The 17,528-nt window shown below is 63.2% G+C and carries 14 protein-coding genes; 9 read left to right on the top strand and 5 right to left on the bottom strand.

Features of this window, described 5'->3' with window-relative positions; all coding sequences use genetic code 11:
• Nucleotides 1-3 precede the first annotated feature (3 nt).
• Complete coding sequence (locus ACN9M3_RS07980; protein WP_426321645.1) at nt 4-639, bottom strand: TetR/AcrR family transcriptional regulator; 636 nt, start codon at nt 637-639, stop codon at nt 4-6.
• 94 nt (nt 640-733) lie between these two features.
• On the opposite strand from ACN9M3_RS07980, the gene ACN9M3_RS07985 reads away from it, so the two are divergent.
• The 5 genes from ACN9M3_RS07985 to ACN9M3_RS08005 are packed head-to-tail and all read left to right on the top strand — an operon-like array spanning nt 734 to nt 7,273.
• Nucleotides 734-1,870 carry an acyl-CoA dehydrogenase family protein gene (locus ACN9M3_RS07985; RefSeq protein ID WP_426169563.1) on the top strand — a complete coding sequence of 379 codons (1,137 nt, stop codon included), beginning with the start codon at nt 734-736 and terminating at the stop codon, nt 1,868-1,870.
• A gap of 10 nt (nt 1,871-1,880) precedes the next feature.
• On the top strand, nt 1,881-3,086 hold the full coding sequence (locus ACN9M3_RS07990; RefSeq protein ID WP_426321647.1) for an acetyl-CoA C-acetyltransferase: 1,206 nt from the start codon (nt 1,881-1,883) through the stop codon (nt 3,084-3,086).
• 12 nt (nt 3,087-3,098) lie between these two features.
• Entirely contained in the window at nt 3,099-5,231 is a 2,133-nt protein-coding gene (locus ACN9M3_RS07995; protein WP_426321649.1) for a 3-hydroxyacyl-CoA dehydrogenase NAD-binding domain-containing protein, read from the top strand.
• A 1-nt stretch (nt 5,232) separates the two neighbouring features.
• On the top strand, nt 5,233-6,312 hold the full coding sequence (locus tag ACN9M3_RS08000; RefSeq protein ID WP_426321651.1) for a CaiB/BaiF CoA transferase family protein: 1,080 nt from the start codon (nt 5,233-5,235) through the stop codon (nt 6,310-6,312).
• A gap of 22 nt (nt 6,313-6,334) precedes the next feature.
• The gene (locus tag ACN9M3_RS08005) at nt 6,335-7,273 is read left to right on the top strand and encodes an alpha/beta hydrolase family protein (protein WP_426321653.1); all 939 of its coding nucleotides are present in this window, start codon (nt 6,335-6,337) and stop codon (nt 7,271-7,273) included.
• Here the strand turns inward: ACN9M3_RS08005 and ACN9M3_RS08010 are convergent.
• Nucleotides 7,248-9,017 carry an allantoate amidohydrolase gene (locus tag ACN9M3_RS08010; protein WP_426321655.1) on the bottom strand — a complete coding sequence of 590 codons (1,770 nt, stop codon included), beginning with the start codon at nt 9,015-9,017 and terminating at the stop codon, nt 7,248-7,250. The genes ACN9M3_RS08005 and ACN9M3_RS08010 overlap by 26 nt on opposite strands.
• Before the next feature lie 168 nt (nt 9,018-9,185).
• Nucleotides 9,186-10,115 (bottom strand): LysR family transcriptional regulator, encoded by a 930-nt coding sequence (locus tag ACN9M3_RS08015; RefSeq protein ID WP_426321657.1) that lies wholly within the window; start codon nt 10,113-10,115, stop codon nt 9,186-9,188.
• 113 nt (nt 10,116-10,228) lie between these two features.
• On the opposite strand from ACN9M3_RS08015, the gene ACN9M3_RS08020 reads away from it, so the two are divergent.
• The 3 genes from ACN9M3_RS08020 to ACN9M3_RS08030 are packed head-to-tail and all read left to right on the top strand — an operon-like array spanning nt 10,229 to nt 13,128.
• Nucleotides 10,229-11,437, top strand: coding sequence for a urate hydroxylase PuuD (locus ACN9M3_RS08020; RefSeq protein WP_426321659.1), 1,209 nt, complete (start codon nt 10,229-10,231; stop codon nt 11,435-11,437).
• A complete protein-coding gene (locus tag ACN9M3_RS08025; protein ID WP_426321661.1) occupies nt 11,437-12,663 on the top strand; it encodes a M20/M25/M40 family metallo-hydrolase in 1,227 nt (408 codons plus the stop codon). Before ACN9M3_RS08020 ends, ACN9M3_RS08025 begins: the two co-directional genes overlap by 1 nt.
• Before the next feature lie 12 nt (nt 12,664-12,675).
• Nucleotides 12,676-13,128, top strand: coding sequence for an acyl-CoA thioesterase (locus ACN9M3_RS08030; RefSeq protein ID WP_426169586.1), 453 nt, complete (start codon nt 12,676-12,678; stop codon nt 13,126-13,128).
• On the opposite strand, the gene ACN9M3_RS08035 is transcribed toward ACN9M3_RS08030, so the two are convergent.
• On the bottom strand, nt 13,121-15,484 hold the full coding sequence (locus ACN9M3_RS08035; RefSeq protein ID WP_426321663.1) for a prolyl oligopeptidase family serine peptidase: 2,364 nt from the start codon (nt 15,482-15,484) through the stop codon (nt 13,121-13,123). The two genes, ACN9M3_RS08030 and ACN9M3_RS08035, sit on opposite strands and share 8 nt — an antisense overlap.
• A 142-nt stretch (nt 15,485-15,626) precedes the next feature.
• Here ACN9M3_RS08035 and ACN9M3_RS08040 point away from each other — a divergent pair, with 142 nt between their 5' ends.
• The gene (locus ACN9M3_RS08040) at nt 15,627-16,967 is read left to right on the top strand and encodes a S41 family peptidase (RefSeq protein WP_426321665.1); all 1,341 of its coding nucleotides are present in this window, start codon (nt 15,627-15,629) and stop codon (nt 16,965-16,967) included.
• A gap of 49 nt (nt 16,968-17,016) precedes the next feature.
• Here the strand turns inward: ACN9M3_RS08040 and ACN9M3_RS08045 are convergent, their stop codons facing one another.
• Nucleotides 17,017-17,496, bottom strand: coding sequence for an outer membrane beta-barrel protein (locus ACN9M3_RS08045; RefSeq protein ID WP_426321667.1), 480 nt, complete (start codon nt 17,494-17,496; stop codon nt 17,017-17,019).
• Nucleotides 17,497-17,528 lie beyond the last annotated feature (32 nt).

Genomic DNA, 17,528 nt, shown 5'->3' on the forward strand with positions numbered 1-17,528 from the left:
TCGTTACCTGCCGAAGGCGATACGGGTGATGGCGACCGTTGCTTCGTGCGCAAGGTCCTCTAGTTCTTTATGCTGCGGGCGGGTCTCGGAGATGAACAGCATGGTGCCCAGCATCTGCGCCACGATCAGCGTGCCGCGGATTTCGCATTGCTGCATCGACAGGGCTGGATCGATTTCGTGGATCAGGTTGCGCAGCGTCCGGCGGGCGCGGGTCATCATCGTGTCGAACAGCTTGGTGGCGACTGGATGGCGGTTCGCCAGCGCTGCGATCTCGAAGAACAGGCCGCTCGACACCTGGTCGCGCAGGTCGGCCAGGAAGTAATCGATGATCGATTCAAACAATTCCACGCGCGGACCGATACCGGCTGCGGCAACGCGTTCGTCGATACCGGCCTGGTAGCGGGCGAAAGTCTGCTCCAGCAGCGCTTCGATCAGCGCGTCCCGGCTCGGGTAGTAGTGCTGCACTGTCGACAGGCTGACGCCTACCTGCTGCGCCACGCTGCGCATTGCCAGCGCCGCATAACCGTCGTGCGCCAACAACAACCGCGCTGCCTCCAGGATGGCGCTGGCGCGCTCAAACCCTTTGGTGGTGGTGTTGGATTCCTTTGCCTGCAGGGGCGTGTCTGACTTTTTCCTCATAAGACTCGAATTATCCCGTTGATTGACAAATAGGTCAACTGACCGATACTATTTCGGTCAACTGACCTATAACTTCCAACGGAGACCACGCCTGATGATCCCTCGCACCTTATTCACCGAAGAACACGACATGCTGCGCGAATCCGCGCGCCGCTTCATGGAAACCGAAATCGCCCCGCACCACGAGCGCTGGGAAGAGCAAGGCTATGTTGATCGCGATGCCTGGCTGAAGGCCGGCGCTGCAGGCTTCCTGTGCCCGACCATGCCGGAGCAGTACGGCGGCGTTGGCGTGGACCGCCGCTACAGCATGGTGCTGATCGAAGAACAGGCGCGCGTCGGTGCGTCCGGCCCCGGCTTCATGTTGCACTCGGAAATCGTGGCGCCCTACATCCTGCACTACGGCAGCGAATACCTGAAGTCGCACTACATTCCCAAGCTGGCGACCGGCGAGATGATCGGCGCCATCGCGATGACCGAACCGGGCACCGGTTCCGACCTGCAGGGCGTGGCGACCACCGCGATCCGCGACGGTGACCACTACATCATGAACGGCTCCAAGACCTTCATCACCAACGGCTGGAATGCCGACGTGGTGATCGTGGTTGCCAAGACCGATCCGACTGCCGGCGCCAAGGGCATCAGCCTGTTCGTGGTCGACACTTCGATGGAGGGCTTCAGCAAGGGCAAGCGCCTGAAGAAGGCAGGCATGAAGGCGCAGGATACCTCCGAGCTGTTCTTCGAAAATGTGCGCGTGCCGGCGAAGAACCTGCTGGGCGAGGAGGGCGCGGGCTTCAAATACCTGATGCAGGAACTGCCGTGGGAGCGCATGCAGATCGCCATCATGGCCGTGCAAGCTGCTGAATCAGGCCTGGAATGGACCGTGCAATACACGCGCGACCGCAAGGCCTTCAAGCGTCCGATCGCCGAGTTCCAGACCATCGCCCATACGCTGGCCGAGATCAAGACCGAGGTCCAGATGTGCCGCGTGTTCGTGGATCGCTGCATGGAGCTGCTGATCGAGGACAAGCTGGATGCCGCCACAGCATCCATGGCTAAATACTGGACCACCGAAATGCAATTCCGCGTTCTGGACAAGTGCGTGCAGCTGCACGGCGGCTATGGTTATATGTGGGAATACCCGATCACCCGCGCCTGGGCCGACGCACGCGTACAGCGCGTGTACGGCGGCACCAACGAAATCATGAAAGAACTGATCAGCCGCACGCTGTAAGGAGACCAGCTTGGAAGCTTACATCTTTGACGCCGTGCGCACGCCGCGCGGCAAGGGCAAGAAAGACGGCTCGCTGCACGGCGTAACGCCGCTGCGCCTGGCGGAGACTGCGCTGCGGGCGCTGGTCAGCCGCAACAACTTCGACAGCGCGCTCATCGACGACGTGGTGCTCGGTTGCGTGGAGCCGGTCGGCGAGCAGGGCGCCTGCATCGGCCGGGTTGCCGCGCTGGCTGCCGGCTACGCTGAATCGGTCGCGGGCGTGCAGATCAACCGCTTCTGCGCGTCCGGCCTGGAGGCCTGCAACATGGCGGCGGCGCAGGTGATGTCCGGCCAGTCCGACATGGTGGTCGGCGGCGGCGTGGAAGCGATGTCGCGCGTGCCGATGGGTTCTTCGGGCGGCGCCTGGCCGGTCGACCCGCAAAGCGCTTTCGATTCCTACTTCGTGCCGCAAGGGATTTCGGCGGACGCGATTGCGACCATCTGGGGCTATAGCCGCCGCGATGTCGACGCCTACGCCGTCGAATCGCAGCAGCGCGCGTATCGCGCCTGGCAGGAAGGCCGTTTTGCACGTTCCGTGGTGCCGGTGGTGGACCGCAATGGCCTGACCATGCTGGCGCGCGATGAGCTGGTGCGTCCCGAAACTACCGTTGAATCGCTTGGCGCGCTGAAAGCATCGTTCGCCGACATGGGCGCCAACTTCGGCTTCGACTTGGTCATCACGCAACGCTATCCGCAGATCGAGCAGATGCAGCACGTGCACCATGCCGGCAACAGCTCCGGCATCGTGGACGGCGCCGCAGCGGTGCTGATCGGCACGCGCGAATCCGGCGAGCGCGCCGGCCTCAAGCCGCGTGCCCGCATCCGTTCCTTCGCGTCGATCGGCAGCGAACCTTCCATCATGCTGACCGGGCCAAGCTACGCTGCCGAGAAAGCGCTGAAGCGCGCCGGCATGAAGGCTTCCGACATCGACCTGTACGAACTGAACGAGGCATTCGCCTCCGTGGTGCTGCGCTTCATGGAAGTGATGAACGTGCCGCACGGGAAAATGAACGTCAACGGCGGCGCCATTGCCATGGGACACCCGCTGGGCGCAACTGGCGCAATGATCCTTGGCACACTGCTGGACGAGCTGGAACGCCGCAACCTGCAAACCGGCCTGGCCACGCTGTGCGTTGGTGCCGGCATGGGCACTGCCACCATCATCGAGCGCATTTAAGGGAGGCAGACAATGATTGATTACAGCCTGGATTCCCACGGCATCGCGACCCTCAGCTGGAACATGCCGGGACGCAGCCAGAATGTGCTGAACGAAGAAAGCTGCAGCGCGCTGTGCGAACTGGTAGACCGCGTGGCCGCGGATGCTGCCGTCAAGGGCGTGCTGATGACGTCCTCCAAGCCGGACTTCATTGCTGGCGGCGACCTGGAGTGGCTGCTGTCCGCCAGGACCGCCGAGGTTCTGTTCGAACGCGTCGTGTGCCTCGATCGGGCGCTGCGCAAGCTGGAGACTTGCGGCAAGCCGGTCGCGATGGCGCTGCCAGGCACCACGCTTGGCGGCGGCCTGGAGGTGGCGCTGTGCGGCCATTACCGCGTGGCGGCTGACAATCCGAAGGCCCGTTTCGGCCTGCCTGAAGTCACCCTTGGCCTGTTGCCGGGCGGTGGCGGAACGCAGCGCTTGCCACGCCTGGTCGGCATCCAGAAATCGCTGCCGCTGCTGTTGGAAGGCAAGCGCCTGACTGCCGGCGCTGCGCGTGAGCTGGGCATCCTGAATGAAGTAGTCCCTGCTGGCACCGAGCTGGTTGCGGCACGCGCATGGGTCGAAAGTGCGATCCCTGCGGGCGGCGTGCATCAGCCCTGGGATGCCAAGGGCTTCAAGATTCCGGGCGGCGCCGTGTCGTCGCCGGCAGTGCAGCAGGTCTTCATGGCGGCCAACGCCATGTTGCGCGCCAAGACCTATGGCAACTATCCGGCGCCGCGCAATATCCTGTCCTGCGTGTATGAAGGCCTGATCACGGACCTCGACACCGGCTTGATGACGGAAGCGCGCTATTTCGTGCAAACCGTGTTGTCGCCGGAAGCGAAGAACATGATCCGCACGCTGTTCTTCAGCATGAACGAGGCGAACAAGCTGGCTTCGCGTCCAAAGGATGTGCCGCAGCAGAAGTACACCAGGATCGGCGTGCTGGGCGCCGGCATGATGGGCGCGGGCATCGCCTATGTCGCCGCCAAGGCGGGTATCGAGGTAGTACTGGTCGATACCGCGCAGGAGGCCGCAGAACGCGGCAAAGCCTACTCGGCGGGACTGCTGGCGAAACAGCAGCAGCGCGGCCAGGTCAGCGCCGACAAGGCGGAAGCGCTGCTGGCGCGCATCACGCCGACCACCGACTTTGCGTTGCTGGCAGGCGCTGAACTGGTGGTGGAGGCAGTGTTCGAGGATCGCGGCATCAAGGCCGACGTGACGCGCCGCGCGGAAGCGGTACTCGGAGCCGATGCGATCTTCGCGTCCAACACTTCCACCTTGCCCATCACCGGCCTGGCAGAAGCGAGCGCGCGGCCGGCCAACTTCATCGGCCTGCACTTCTTCTCGCCGGTGGATCGCATGGCTATCGTTGAGATCATCGTCGGCAAGCAGACTTCCGATGCAACGCTGGCGCGCTCGATGGACCTGGTGCGCGCGCTGGGCATGACGCCGATCGTGGTCAACGACTCGCGCGGCTTCTACACCAGCCGCGTGTTCTCGACCTATGTGCTGGAAGGCCTGGCGCTGCTGGCGGAGGGCGTGGCGCCCGCGCTGATCGAAAACGCCGGCCTGCAGGCTGGCATGCCGGTCGGTCCGCTGGCGCTGACCGATGAAGTCTCGTCCGAATTGATCTGGAAGATCGACCGCCAGACCCGCCTTGACCTGGGCGATGCCTACAAGGCGCGTCCGGGCCACGAAGTCGCCGCACGCATGGTGGAGCTGGGCCGCATCGGCAAGAAGGCCGGCAAGGGTTTCTACGACTATCCGGAAGGCGGCAAAAAGGTCCTGTGGAGCGGTCTGGCGGAGCTTTTCCCCCGTGCCGAAGTTCAGCCCGACGTGAGCCAGGTGGTCGAACGCCTGACCGTGGTGCAGGCCGTCGAAACCGCGCGCTGCATGGACGAAGGCGTGCTGCGTTCTGCGCGCGACGCGGACGTCGGTGCTATTCTCGCATGGGGCTTCCCGCCATTCCGCGGCGGTCCATTGAGCATGATCGACCATGCTGGTTCGGCGGCCTTCGTGGCGCAGTGCGAACGCCTGGCGGCCGCCCACGGCGACCGCTTTGCGCCACCTGCGCAGTTGAAGGCGATGGCCGCTACGGGTGCGGCTTACTACACGGAGCGTTGAGATGGGTGTGCTGTCCGGCGTCAGGATTATCGAAATTGCGGGCATCGGCCCGGGTCCGTTTTGCGGCATGCTGCTGGCGGACCTGGGCGCGGAGGTGATCGTCGTGGAGCGTCCCGGCCCGGCGGAGATTCCGACCGCCGGCATCCTGCGCCGTGGCAAGCGTTCGCTGGCGCTGGACCTCAAGGAACCCGGCGCGATCGACACCGTGCTGCAATTGATCGAGGGCGCGGACGGCCTGATCGAAGGCATGCGGCCCGGTGCGATGGAGCGCCTTGGCCTGGGTCCTGAGGTATGCCTGGCGCGCAATCCTCGCCTGGCCTATGGCCGCATGACCGGTTGGGGCCAGGACGGCCCGCTCTCGCAGTCGGCCGGGCACGACAACAACTACATCGCGCTGTCCGGCGCGCTGCATTACGCTGGGAGCGGCGAAGCGCCGCCGGTCGCACCGCCAACGCTGGTAGGCGACCTTGGCGGCGGCGCGCTTTATCTTGCGCTGGGCATTGTCTCCGCTATCCTGCATGCACGCGGCGGCGGCAAGGGACAAGTGATTGATGCCGCCATCGTCGATGGCTCGGCGCACTTGATGAACCTCCTGCTTGATTTGTCCGGCGCGGGCCTGATGCGCGAGCAGCGCGGCACATCGGTGCTGGATGGCCCGCATTGGTTCAATACTTACCGTTGCAAGGACGGGCGCGACATCACGGTCGGTGCCCTGGAAGCCAAGTTCTATAGGCTGCTGCTGGAAAGACTCGGCCTGGCCGGAGATCGCCGCTTTGCGTCCCAGCACGCGGCGGGCCAATGGCCGCTTCAGCGCGCCGCGTTTGCGGAGTTGTTTGCGATGCGCACGCGCGACGAATGGTGTGCCCTGCTGGAGGGCAGCGACGCCTGCTTCGCTCCAGTGCTGGCGCCATCGGAAGCGGCGCAGCATCCGCACATGCAGGCGCGCGGCGTTTATTCCAGCGAAGGCGTATTGCAGGCGAACGCCGCGCCGCGGTTCTCCGCCACGCCGGCACCGGCGGCGCCAAATGCGATTCCCGCCATCGGCCAGCACAACGAGGAAATCTTGTCGCGGCTTCGCTGATGGCGCTAGAATCCCCTATTTCATGAAATTTAAACAACTCCTGCTGGCGCTGCCGCTTGCGTGTCTGATGCACCTCGCCTCCGATGCCATGGCCCAGCCCTCGCCTGAGTCGGCCCTGGTGCAGGCGCGCGCCGGATTCACCACCAAAATTATTCGCCAGGGCGAGAAGTTCCCAGCCCTCCCTGCGCCACCGGCAGGTGTCTTCGAACGCGTGCACTACAAGTCGCCGGCTGGCGCCCTGGCAGCTTATGTCACGCCGAAGCCGGACGGCAATGGCAAGTATCCCGCAATCATCTGGATCGCCGGCGGCGACAGCAGTTCGCTGGAAGAGATGTGGAAGCCGAGGCCGCGCGAAAACGACCAGAGCGCAGCGGCCTATCGCAAGCCCGGCCTCGTGCTGATGCTGCCAAGCCTGCGCGGCGGGAACGACAATCCGGGCCGGCGCGAAGGCTTCTACGGTGAAGTGGATGATGTGATCGCGGCCGCGGATTACCTGGCCAGTTTGCCGTATGTGGACCCGCAGCGTATCTACCTGGGCGGGCACAGTACGGGCGCAACCTTGGTGATGCTGGTCGCAGAAAGCACGAAACGGTTCCGCGGCGTCTTTGCTTTCGGGCCGGTAGCGGCGGCGCATTATTACGGCGAAGACTACAACTACTATGACATCAAGGATATGCAGGAAGCGAAGCGCCGCGCTCCGATCCTGTGGATGGATTCAGTCCGCAGTCCGCTGTTCGTACTGGAGGGGGCCGTTGGCGGCAACGTGCAGGACCTGCAGGAAATGCGACAGAAGAACAAGAACAAGGCCATCCGCTTCATGGAAGTGGCGAACAAGTCGCACTTCAGCATCCTTGCTCCCGCCAACGACATGATTGCGGCAAAAATTGTCTCCGCCGCGCGTAGTGGCGGCGAAGTCGATATCAGCCCGGCAGATATCAGCGACCTGTCGCAGCGCCGCTAACGAAACTGCGGAGGAAGTCGAGCAGCACCTGCGCTGCGACTTCCGCATCGTCGGCGGTCATGGTCTCCAGCGGGTTGTGGCTGATGCCGCCGTTGCCGCAACGTGTGAACAACATGCAAACGTCGGTGATTGCGGCAATCGCCATCGCATCGTGGCCGGCGCCGGACAGCAGGTCGAATCGTGGCAGGCCGCTGCGCTGGACTGCATCGCCCAGCTGCTGCATCAGCCACGGCGCACATGGGGCGGCCTTGGCTTCGACAATCTTCTCCACCTTGAATTCGATATTGCGCCGCGCGCAAATTGTCGCCAGGCCGTCCAATACATCGCGCACCGCCGCCTCGCGCACTGCATCGTCGGCAGCGCGGATGTCGAGCGACAGCTTGCAGGCGCCGGGAATGACGTTGACGGAACCGCCCGGCACCTGGAGCTGTCCGACCGTGCCGACCAATGCTTCGCCCCGTGCGCAGCGCTGCTCGACCAGCAACACGATCTCGGCTGCCGCCGCGGCTGCGTCTTTGCGCATATGCATCGGCGTGGTACCGGCATGGCTGGCGACGCCGTGCAGCTCGACCAGGAAGCGCGAACTTCCCGCGATGGCCGTTACAACACCGACTGGCAGGCCCCGTTCCAGCAATACCGGGCCTTGCTCGATGTGGACTTCGACATAGGCGGCGATATCCTCGCGCCGCCGCGCTATCGCAGGAATGGCTGCCGCGTCGTGGCCAGCGGCGGCCAGTGCGTCGCGCATCCTGATGCCGTCGGCGTCCACAGCATCCAGCAGGGACATGTCGAACTTGCCGGTGACCGCATTACTGCCGAGGAAGGTGCTGCGGAAGCGCACGCCTTCTTCTTCCGCAAAGCCGATCACCTCAAAATTGAACGGCAGCCTCTCGCCCTTGGCGTGCAGGTGGCGCACGATTGCGATCGGCAGCAGGATGCCAAGCCGGCCATCGTACTTGCCTCCGTTGCGCACCGTGTCGTAATGGGAGCCGGTGAGGACGGTTTTCGCACCCGGCGCGCCGGACTGGTAGCGGCCAACGACGTTGCCGACAGCATCAATCTCGACCTGCATGCCGGCCTCGCGCATCCAGCTGGCCAACTGCGCGGCGGTGGCGCGGTGAGCATCGGTCATGTAAGCGCAGGTGAGGGCGCCAGCCTCGTCGCTCCACTGTGCCAGGTCTTCCGACCATTGCATGATCTGCGGGCCGAACTCCAGCTTCACGCCCAGCAGGTCGTTCAAGCGTATTTCGGCAATGCGGTGGATCTGGCGCAGGCACTCCGCCATTTCGTCGGCCTTCTGGTTTTTCAGGCGGCGCGCGAAGGCGGCGATGACGGCTTCACGCGTCAAGCCTTGTCCAGTCGGGCCTTTGACCGCCAGGATGAACGGGAAGCCGAACTTCGCGTTGTAGTCGGCGTTCAGCTTGTGCAGGGTGGCGAATTCCTCCGCGCTGCACAGGTTCAAGCCGGACCTGGCCTGTTCGCTGGTTGATTCGGCTGTCAGTTCGCCTGCGATGGCCGCCTTGCCCGCCAGTTCCGGGTGCGCGCGGATCAGGCCAAGCTGCTCGCCTTCAGTCGCGCTGGTGACCACGCCTTGCAAGGCCTGTTTCAACGCCGCCAGCGTCGCAAATGGCCGCTGCGCCGCCGCCCGTTCCGGAATCCAGGGCGAATGCTCATAGATGCCGCGCAGGTGGTCGATAAAAGCAGCCGGACTGCAGGAGTTCAGTTCAGTAAGAGTCGTGGTCATCGCATTTGTCCTATCTTGAACAATCGATCATACCCAGTCCCGAGCGCCCCGCCATAATCGCTCCTTTATACCTGCAATTATGAAAGTCGGGGTCAGGTCTGGCAATCCGCCACATTTTTCGCATAGCGAAAAATGTGGCGGATTGCCAGACCTGACCCCGACTTTCAATTAGAGCGCCTTGGCGGCAGCAGTGACCTGGTCGCGCAGCCATTTGTGCTCGGGGGCCTGGTGCACACGCTCGTGCCACAGCTGGTAGAAGCGCATCGGCGGGAACTTGACCGGGGGCGTAAAGACCTTGAGCGGCAGCGAGTTTTCGTAGAAGCGCAGGAACTGGCGGCCGGTGGTCAGCACCAGGTCGGTCTGCGCCAGCATGTACGGGATCAGGCTGAAATAGGCTGATTCCACCGCCACATTGCGCCGCATGCCCTGGCGTTCCAGGAAGGAGTCGATCACGCCGCCGTAGCCGGGCACCATTTGCGATGGTGCGACGTGGGGGAGGGTGAGGTAGTCGTCCAGCGACATCGCATCGCTGGCGGTGCGCTTGGCATAGGGGCTGCCGGCGTGCATGGCGCAGATGATCGGGTCTTCGAACAGCTTGGAGATGTGCAGGTGCTGCGGCGGCTCGTCCCAGTTGGCGATGACCAGGTCCATGTCGCCGTCCGACAGCAGCCGCAGATAGTCTGTACCGGGACCGATTGAGTGGATCACCACGCGGCTCCTGGGCGAGCCTCGGCGTAACAAGGCCACCACGTTCGGCAGGAACTGGCTGTCCAGGTAGTCGGGTGCGGCGATATTGAAGGTGCGCGCTTCCTCCTGCGCCACGAAGGGCGTCTTCTTCACGAACAGCGATTCCGTTTCGTCCAGGATGCGCTTGGCCGGCTTGAGCAGGCTTTCGCCGTGCTGGGTCGGCACCATGCCGCGCGCGCCGCGCACCAGCAGCGGGTCGCCGGTCAGTTCGCGCAGCTTGCGCAAGGACGCCGAAATGGAGGGTTGCGGCTGGTTCAGCTTGAGCGCCACGCGCGATACGTTCTTCTCGACCAGCAGCAGGTAGAGAATGCGAATGAGGTGAATATCGAGGTGTTGCGGCAGGCCGGACATCTTGCTTACGTATATGAATTCGAATATCTTGAATATACGACATATTTCATGTTGTGGGGGCTCGAAAACGCGTATCTTCGATAGATTGCCACTTCTTCAACTCAAGGATTTACATGGATTACCTGCTGCCCTACGGCCTGGAATGGGCGAACCTGCTGGTACGCTGGCTGCACATCATCACGGGCATTGCCTGGATCGGCGCGTCGTTCTATTTCGTCTGGCTGGACAATTCGATCCGGCCACCGGCGCCGGGCTCGGACCTGGCGAAGAAGGGCGTCTCCGGCGAATTGTGGGCCGTGCACGGCGGCGGTTTCTATAACCCGCAGAAATACCTGGTGGCGCCGGCCGAACTGCCGAAGGAGCTGCACTGGTTCAAGTGGGAGGCTTACAGCACCTGGCTGTCGGGCATCGCGCTGCTGACCATCGCCTATTATTTCAACGCGCAGGCGATGATGGTGGACAAGCAGGTGGCGGATCTCTCCAGCCCGCAGGCTGTCGGCATTGGCATCGGCTTCCTGGTGGCAGGCTGGGTGGTGTACGACGCGCTGTGCCGCTCGCCGCTGGGCAAGAGCGAGAAGTGGCTTGGCCTGGTCGTATTCCTGCTGCTGGTTGCCGCGGCCTATGCGCTGACTCACCTGCTGAGCGGGCGCGCTGCCTTCATCCACATCGGCGCCATGATCGGCACCATCATGGTGGCCAACGTGGCGATGCTGATCATTCCAGGCCAGCGCAAGATGGTGCAGGCGATGCAGGCGGGCAGCCTGCCCGATCCGATCCATGGCATCAAGGCCAAGCAGCGCAGCGTGCATAACAACTACTTCACGCTGCCGGTGCTGTTCATCATGATCAGCAACCACTACGCGATGACTTACCAGAACAAGAATGCCTGGCTGGTGCTCGGCTTCATCATGGCGGCCGGCGTCTTCATTCGCCACTTCTTCAACCTGCGCCACAAGGGCCGCATCGAATGGCGCTATCCTGTCATTGGCGTAGCGCTGCTGCTGGCGGTTGCCGTGGCGATTGCGCCGTCCAAGCCTGCTGCCGTGAAGCCAGCCGCCGACCCTGCTGCGCAATTCGCGAAAGTGAAAGCGATCGTCGATCAGCGCTGCCTGGCCTGCCATTCGGCCACACCGACGCAGCCCGGCTTTGCCACGGCGCCGGCTGGCGTGATGTTCGATACGGCCGACCAGGTGCACCAGCGTGCAGCCCAGATTCACAAGCGCGCCGTGGAGCAGAAGGACATGCCGATCGGTAACCTGACCAATATGACCGAAGCGGAACGCGCCGAGCTGGGCGCTTGGTTCGCCGCAGGAGCGAAATAATGAACGACAAACTCACCCGGTGGATCGACGACCATTTCGACGAGGAAGTGTCCTTCCTGCAACAGGTGCTGCGCGTGCCGACCGATACGCCGCCCGGCAACAATACGCCGCATGCGGAAACCGTGGCGGGCATGGTAAAAGCCTATGGCTGGAACGCCGAGAAGCACGCCGTGCCGGAACAGGAAGTGCGGGACTACGGCATGGAGTCGATCACCAACCTGATCATCCGCCGCCCGTATGAAGCCGGCGGCCCGACGATCGCGCTGAATGCCCACGGCGACGTGGTGCCGCCGGGCGAGGGCTGGACGTATCCGCCCTACGGCGGGGTGATCGACGACGGCTATATCTACGGCCGCGCAGCAGCGGTATCGAAATGCGACTTCGCTACCTACATCTTCGCCGTGCGCGCGCTGGAAGCGCTGGGCGTCAAGCTGAAAGGCGGCGTGGAGCTGCATTTCACGTATGACGAGGAATTTGGCGGCCTGCTTGGCCCTGGCTTCCTGCTGCGCGAAAAGCTGACCAGGCCGGATTACGTGATCGCGGCAGGCTTCAGCTACAACATCGTTACCGCGCACAATGCCTGCCTCCAGCTTGAAATCACGGTGCACGGCAAGTCAGGCCATGGCGCCATGCCGGAAACCGGGCATGACGCGCTGCAGGCGGCAACGAAGATCCTGAATGCGGTCTACGGCCAGTTGCCTGAGCTGAAAAAGATCAAATCGAAGGTGCCAGGCATCGATTCCCCGACCATGCTGGTGGGCCGCATCGACGGCGGCACCAATACCAATGTCGTGCCGGGCAAGGTCGTGATGAAGCTGGACCGCCGCATGATCCCGGAAGAGGACCCGGTGGCGGTGGAGGCGCAGGTGCGCAAGCTGATCGAAGAGGCAGTGCAGGGTGAACCCGGGATTCGTCTCGAGATCAAGCGCCTGTTGCTGTCGCACGCCTTGCGTCCGCTGCCGGCCGGCGAAAAGATGGTGGCCAGGCTGCAGAAGAACGCGCGCGAGGTGCTGGGCGAGGATATCCCGGCGGTCGGCACGCCGCTGTACGCCGATGCGCGACTGTACGGCGAACAAGGCATTCCCGCAGTACTATATGGCGCAGGGCCGCGCAGCGTGCCCGAATCGAATGCCAAGAAGGCAGATGAAAAACTGCTGCTGGAAGATTTGCGCAAGGCGACCAAGATCGTGGCCCTGACTTTGCTGGACTTCCTCGCAGCCGAGTAAGGGGGAGTGGCAATGTTTGAACGCAAGATGCTGGCCGGCTGGGGCGATATGGATTTCAACAGCCATATGGCCAACACGGCATACCTGAACAAGGCGGGCGATATCCGCATGATGTTCCTGGGCGAGAATGGGTTCCCGATGGCGGAATTCAAGCGCCTGAATATCGGCCCGGTCGTGATGAAGGACGATATCGCGTATTTCAAGGAAGTGCTGCTGATGGATACCATCACCGTCACGCTGGCGCTGGCCGGGATGTCTCAGGATGGCAGCCGCTGGATGCTGCGCAGCGACGTGTATCGCAGTGATGGCAAGCTGTCCGCCCGGATCAACAGCTCGGGCGGCTGGCTGGACCTGACGGCGCGCAAGCTGGTCACGCCGCCGCCGGCGCTGCTGGCAGCCTGGCACTCGCTGTATCAGACAGACGACTTCCAGGCGTTGCCAAGCAGCGTGGCGAAACCTACTTGAGGGTGCTCTCGAACAGCTTGTAGATGCGGCGGTACTGGTCGTACCAGCTCTCAGGCTGGACGTAGGCATGGCGTTCCATTGGATACGCCGCCAGTTCCCAGTTGTCCTTTTTCAGTTCGATGAAGCGCTGCGCCATGCGCACCGAATCCTGGAAGAACACATTGTCGTCCACCATGCCGTGGGCGATCAGCAGGTGGCCTTTCAGCTTGTCCGCGTACTCGATCGGCGAAGATTTGCGGTAAGCCTCCGGGTCGATGTCCGGCGTATTCAGGATGTTGGCGGTGTAGCCGTGGTTATAGGTGGTCCAGTCGGTCACCGGGCGCAGCGCGGCGCCTGCCTTGAACAGCTCCGGTTCGCGCAGCAGCGCCATGAAGGTCATGAAGCCGCCATAGCTGCCGCCGTAGATACCGACCTTGTCGATGTCGCCCTGGTGGTTCGCTGCCAGCCATTTGGCGCCGTCCACATAATCGTCCAGTTCAGGATGGCCCATCTGGCGATAGATCGCCGTGCGCCAGTCGCGTCCATAGCCCTTCGACGCGCGGTAATCCATGTCCAGCACGATGTAGCCCTTTTCAACCAGCAGGTTGTGGAACATCTGCTCGCGGAAGTAGTTCGGGAAGCGGTTGTGCGTGTTCTGCAGGTAGCCTGCGCCGTGCACGAACATCACGATCGGGTACTTCTTGCCCGGTTCCAGCGTGGCCGGGCGATACAGCTTGGACCAGATCGGCTGGCCAGCGCCGTGGGTCGACGGCACGGCCACCATCTGCGGCTGGATCCATTCGCGTGTCTTGTATTCGGCGCTGCGGGTATCGGTCAGCCTGGTTGCTGCGCCGCCGGTAGCAGGCACGGTAGCCAGTTGCGAAGGGACGTAGGCCGATGAATAGTGGACCAGCAGCTTGCGCTGGTCAGGCGACAGGTCGAACTGTTCGACGCCTCCATTGAGCTGGGTGACTTCGCGCACGGTGGCGTCCTTGGCTGAAGCGGAGCACACCTCGTATTCGCCGGGCGTGCGGCGGTTGCACAGCATATAGGCCAGGGTGCCGTCGGCGTTCCACTTCACGTTCGATGCTTCCCATTTGCCGCTGGTCAGGGCGCGCTGCTTGCCGTCGGCGCCGAGGGTGTACAGGTGGGCGTATCCGGTTTCCTCGGACATGAACCACAGCGTGTTGTTGTCCGGCAGCCAGCCGAAGTCGTTGTAGCTGTAGTTGATCCAGGCATTGTCGGTCAGGCGGTGCAGGGACTTCAGCTTGGCGCCTTCCAGGTCGATGCCGGCCAGCCAGCGGTCTTTATTGTCCACGGTGCGCAGCATGACGGCGACCTTGGCGCCGTTGTCGCTCCAGGCAATGCCGTCGCCTTCATCGGCTTCCAGGCGGGTGGCGCGGTTGCCCTTCAGGGCCGGCTGCTTGGCTGCTTCGCGCAGGCTGGCCAGCGGGTCGGTGGCGATGCCCGGCAGGGAATCGAAGGACAGGTCCTTGATGGCGCCGGTGCGCAGGTCCACCAGTTTGAGCGATTGCGCCAGCGGCAGGTTGCGGCCAACGCGAGCACGCTGGTCGTCGAATTCTTCGTAGCCCGACTCGGTCACGTAGCGCGGCATCTTGCCGACGCGGCCGTTCTCGCTGCTTTTCGGCGAAGTGGCGACCACCAGCCAGCGCCCATCTGGCGACAGAGATGAGGCATCGATGGATACCTTGTCGCCAAAGTAAAGCGGCGCCGGCGCGCGGGTGGCGTCGGCAGCGCGTTCGGCTTTGGCGCGGGCGCGTGTCTCGTCGCGTTCATCCTTCTGGCGCTTGAGGGTGGTGATCAGGCGCAGCTGCAGGTCGCGCAAGTAGTCTTCATCCGGTGCGGCGGCCGGGTCCTTGGCGGCGCGCGGCAAGGCGACAGGGGAGAGCAGGCGCTCGGCGCGGCTCCAGCTGAACCAGTCGTTGCCGACCTTGAACTGCACGCTGCGGCCATCTGCCGAGTACTGGGGGGAGGAAGCGTTGGCAGTGCCGCGGCTGATCTGCACCAGGGCGCCGGATTTCAGGTCGCGTTCGAACAGGTCGCCGTTGCGCAGCACGATGGCGCGGGTGCGCTCGCGATTGAACACCATGTTCGGGCTGTCCTGGTTGGACAGCTCGGAGTCCGCCACCAGGCGCGGCTTGTCGCCGGCCTGGAAGGTGTCGCGCAGCGAGGAGCCGACGCGCTTTTGTTTATAGAAAATCTGCTTGCCGTCCCAGCTCCACCATGCCGCTTCAACTGGCGTGCCGATCCAGTCCGGGTGGGACATGGCCTGGTCGAGGGTGATGGGGGTTGGGCTAGTGGCAAATGCGGGGGCTGCCAGCAGGGCTGCCAGCAAGGGAAGTGCAAGTGGTCGCATGGTCTCGAAAGGGAAATGAAGAACTTCGAGGAAGGATTCTAACAGCCGCCCCCTGTACGAAAAGTATCAGGCTTGTAACAGGGTAGCGCCGGCGCCGCCGGGCCTCTAGAATGTCGGGCATTCAGCACATTCAGGAGACAAAATGGCAAAAAGCCATGTAGCGGCGCTGGTCCTGGCCTTGATGGCCGCCGGCGCGATGGCGCAGCAGCAGCCTGCCATGCAGTGGGAAACCGCGGCATTGGCGGGCTCTTATAAAGAAAACATCAGCGAGGATGAAAAGGTCGCCGGCCTGTCCAAGCTGTGGTCGGAAGTCAAATACAACTTCGTCGATACCGCCACCCTGGAAAAGCTGGACTGGGACAAGCTGTACCTGGAAGCCCTGCCGCGCGTGCGCGCAACGCGCAGTACTGAAGACTATTACCGCGTGCTGACGGAACTGGTGGCCAGGCTGAAAGATGGTCACACCAACGTGATGGTGCCAAACGAGCTGTCCGACCGCATGGGCGGCCTGCCGCTGCTGGTGACCCGGCCGGTCGAAGGCCGCGTCATCGTGACCGAAGTCCTGGACCCCGGCTTGCGCGCCAAGGGCATCATGCCCGGACTGGAAGTGGTGGCGGTGGATGGCGCCGAAGTGAAGGCTTACGTAGCCCGCGAGATCACGCCGTATGTGAGTGCCTCCTCGCCGCAGGACGAAGCACTGCGCGCCTTCGGCACCCAGTTCCTGCGTGGTGCGGCCGGCTCGGCCGTGCGCGCGACCTTCCGCGATGCTGCTGGTAAGCAGTTCGACCAGCAGCTTGCGCGCGTGGGCCGGGAAGCCCGCAAGGCCGCTGCCGCCAACTTTCCTTCGTTTGAGTTCAGCATGCTGCCGGGCGACGTTGCCTACGTTGCGTTGAACAGCTTCGATGACAACAGTGCGGCAGACGCCTGGATGGCCGCCTTCGCCGACATTGCCAAGTCTTCGGCGCTGGTGATTGATGTGCGCCGCAATGGCGGTGGCAATTCGGAAGTGGGCTACAAGATCCTGTCGACGCTGGATGACAAGGCTTTCCTGACCAGCCGCTGGGCCACCCGCGACTATAAGCCGGCCTGGCGCGCCTGGGAAAAGGCACAGCCGATGTACGCCGAAGCTTCCGATGTGGTGCAGCCCGACCCGCAGCGCCAATACAAAAAGCCGGTGCTGGTGCTGACCAGCGCAGCGACCTTCTCGGCGGCGGAAGATTTTGCCGTGGCTTTCGATGTCATGCAGCGCGGTACCCTGGTGGGCGAGGCGACCGCTGGCAGCACCGGCCAGCCGCTCTTCATCAAACTGCCGGGCGGCGGCAGTGCGCGCATCTGCACGAAACAGGATACTTATCCGGACGGCCGCGCCTTCGTCGGCGTGGGTGTGCAGCCGCAGCACCTGGTCAAGCAAACGGTTGAAGGCGTACGGGCAGGCCGCGACGAAGTCCTGGAAGCAGCCCTGGCTTCACTGCAGCCCAAATAGAAAAAAGCCACCGGACCAGGTCCGGCGGCTCTCTGTGCGAAGCAACAGCTTAGAAGTGGTAAGCCACGCCAGCGCTGATGTTGTTCGAGCCGCTAATTGGACGCTGCCATTCAACACGGCCGCTGATTTCTTTGGTGAACTGGTAGCTCACGCCAACGCCGAACAGCGCTTTGTTTTCGTGTTCTTTTTCGCCAAGAGCCTTGGCTTCAACGCGGTTGTAGCCCACGCGGCCGTACACGGCAACTTGGTCAGCCACTGGTACGGAGCCGATTACGGACAGTGCCAGTTGGTTGGTTTTCAGGTCAACGCCCAGGATGTCCCACTTACCCAGGTTGCGGTAGCCGGCTTCAATGGCGAAGTTCTCGTCGAACTGGTAGCCTGCGAAGATGCCGTAGGAGGCTTTACGGCCGTCCAGGTCTTCGTGCTTGCTCGAGCCCACGTCGCCGCCGACGTAGAACGATGGTTCAGCTGCGGATGCAGCGAAGGATGCTACTGCCAGCAGGGTGGCAGCGGTGATTTGCTTGATCATTTTAAGTGTTCCTATTTCTAGTTAGGTTGCCT

Origin of the sequence: Pseudoduganella sp. R-43, assembly GCF_049913255.1 — a bacterium.
GTDB lineage: Bacteria > Pseudomonadota > Gammaproteobacteria > Burkholderiales > Burkholderiaceae_D > Rugamonas.

Bases quoted from the DNA above. Each gene is read 5' to 3' on its own strand.
- ACN9M3_RS07980 (WP_426321645.1), bottom strand. From the start codon at position 639: ATGAGGAAAAAGTCAGACACGCCCCTGCAGGCAAAGGAATCCAACACC.
- ACN9M3_RS07985 (WP_426169563.1), top strand. From the start codon at position 734: ATGATCCCTCGCACCTTATTCACCGAAGAACACGACATGCTGCGCGAA.
- ACN9M3_RS07995 (WP_426321649.1), top strand. From the start codon at position 3,099: ATGATTGATTACAGCCTGGATTCCCACGGCATCGCGACCCTCAGCTGG.
- ACN9M3_RS08000 (WP_426321651.1), top strand. From the start codon at position 5,233: ATGGGTGTGCTGTCCGGCGTCAGGATTATCGAAATTGCGGGCATCGGC.
- ACN9M3_RS08005 (WP_426321653.1), top strand. From the start codon at position 6,335: ATGAAATTTAAACAACTCCTGCTGGCGCTGCCGCTTGCGTGTCTGATG.
- ACN9M3_RS08010 (WP_426321655.1), bottom strand. From the start codon at position 9,017: ATGACCACGACTCTTACTGAACTGAACTCCTGCAGTCCGGCTGCTTTT.
- ACN9M3_RS08015 (WP_426321657.1), bottom strand. From the start codon at position 10,115: ATGTCCGGCCTGCCGCAACACCTCGATATTCACCTCATTCGCATTCTC.
- ACN9M3_RS08020 (WP_426321659.1), top strand. From the start codon at position 10,229: ATGGATTACCTGCTGCCCTACGGCCTGGAATGGGCGAACCTGCTGGTA.
- ACN9M3_RS08025 (WP_426321661.1), top strand. From the start codon at position 11,437: ATGAACGACAAACTCACCCGGTGGATCGACGACCATTTCGACGAGGAA.
- ACN9M3_RS08030 (WP_426169586.1), top strand. From the start codon at position 12,676: ATGTTTGAACGCAAGATGCTGGCCGGCTGGGGCGATATGGATTTCAAC.
- ACN9M3_RS08035 (WP_426321663.1), bottom strand. From the start codon at position 15,484: ATGCGACCACTTGCACTTCCCTTGCTGGCAGCCCTGCTGGCAGCCCCC.
- ACN9M3_RS08040 (WP_426321665.1), top strand. From the start codon at position 15,627: ATGGCAAAAAGCCATGTAGCGGCGCTGGTCCTGGCCTTGATGGCCGCC.
- ACN9M3_RS08045 (WP_426321667.1), bottom strand. From the start codon at position 17,496: ATGATCAAGCAAATCACCGCTGCCACCCTGCTGGCAGTAGCATCCTTC.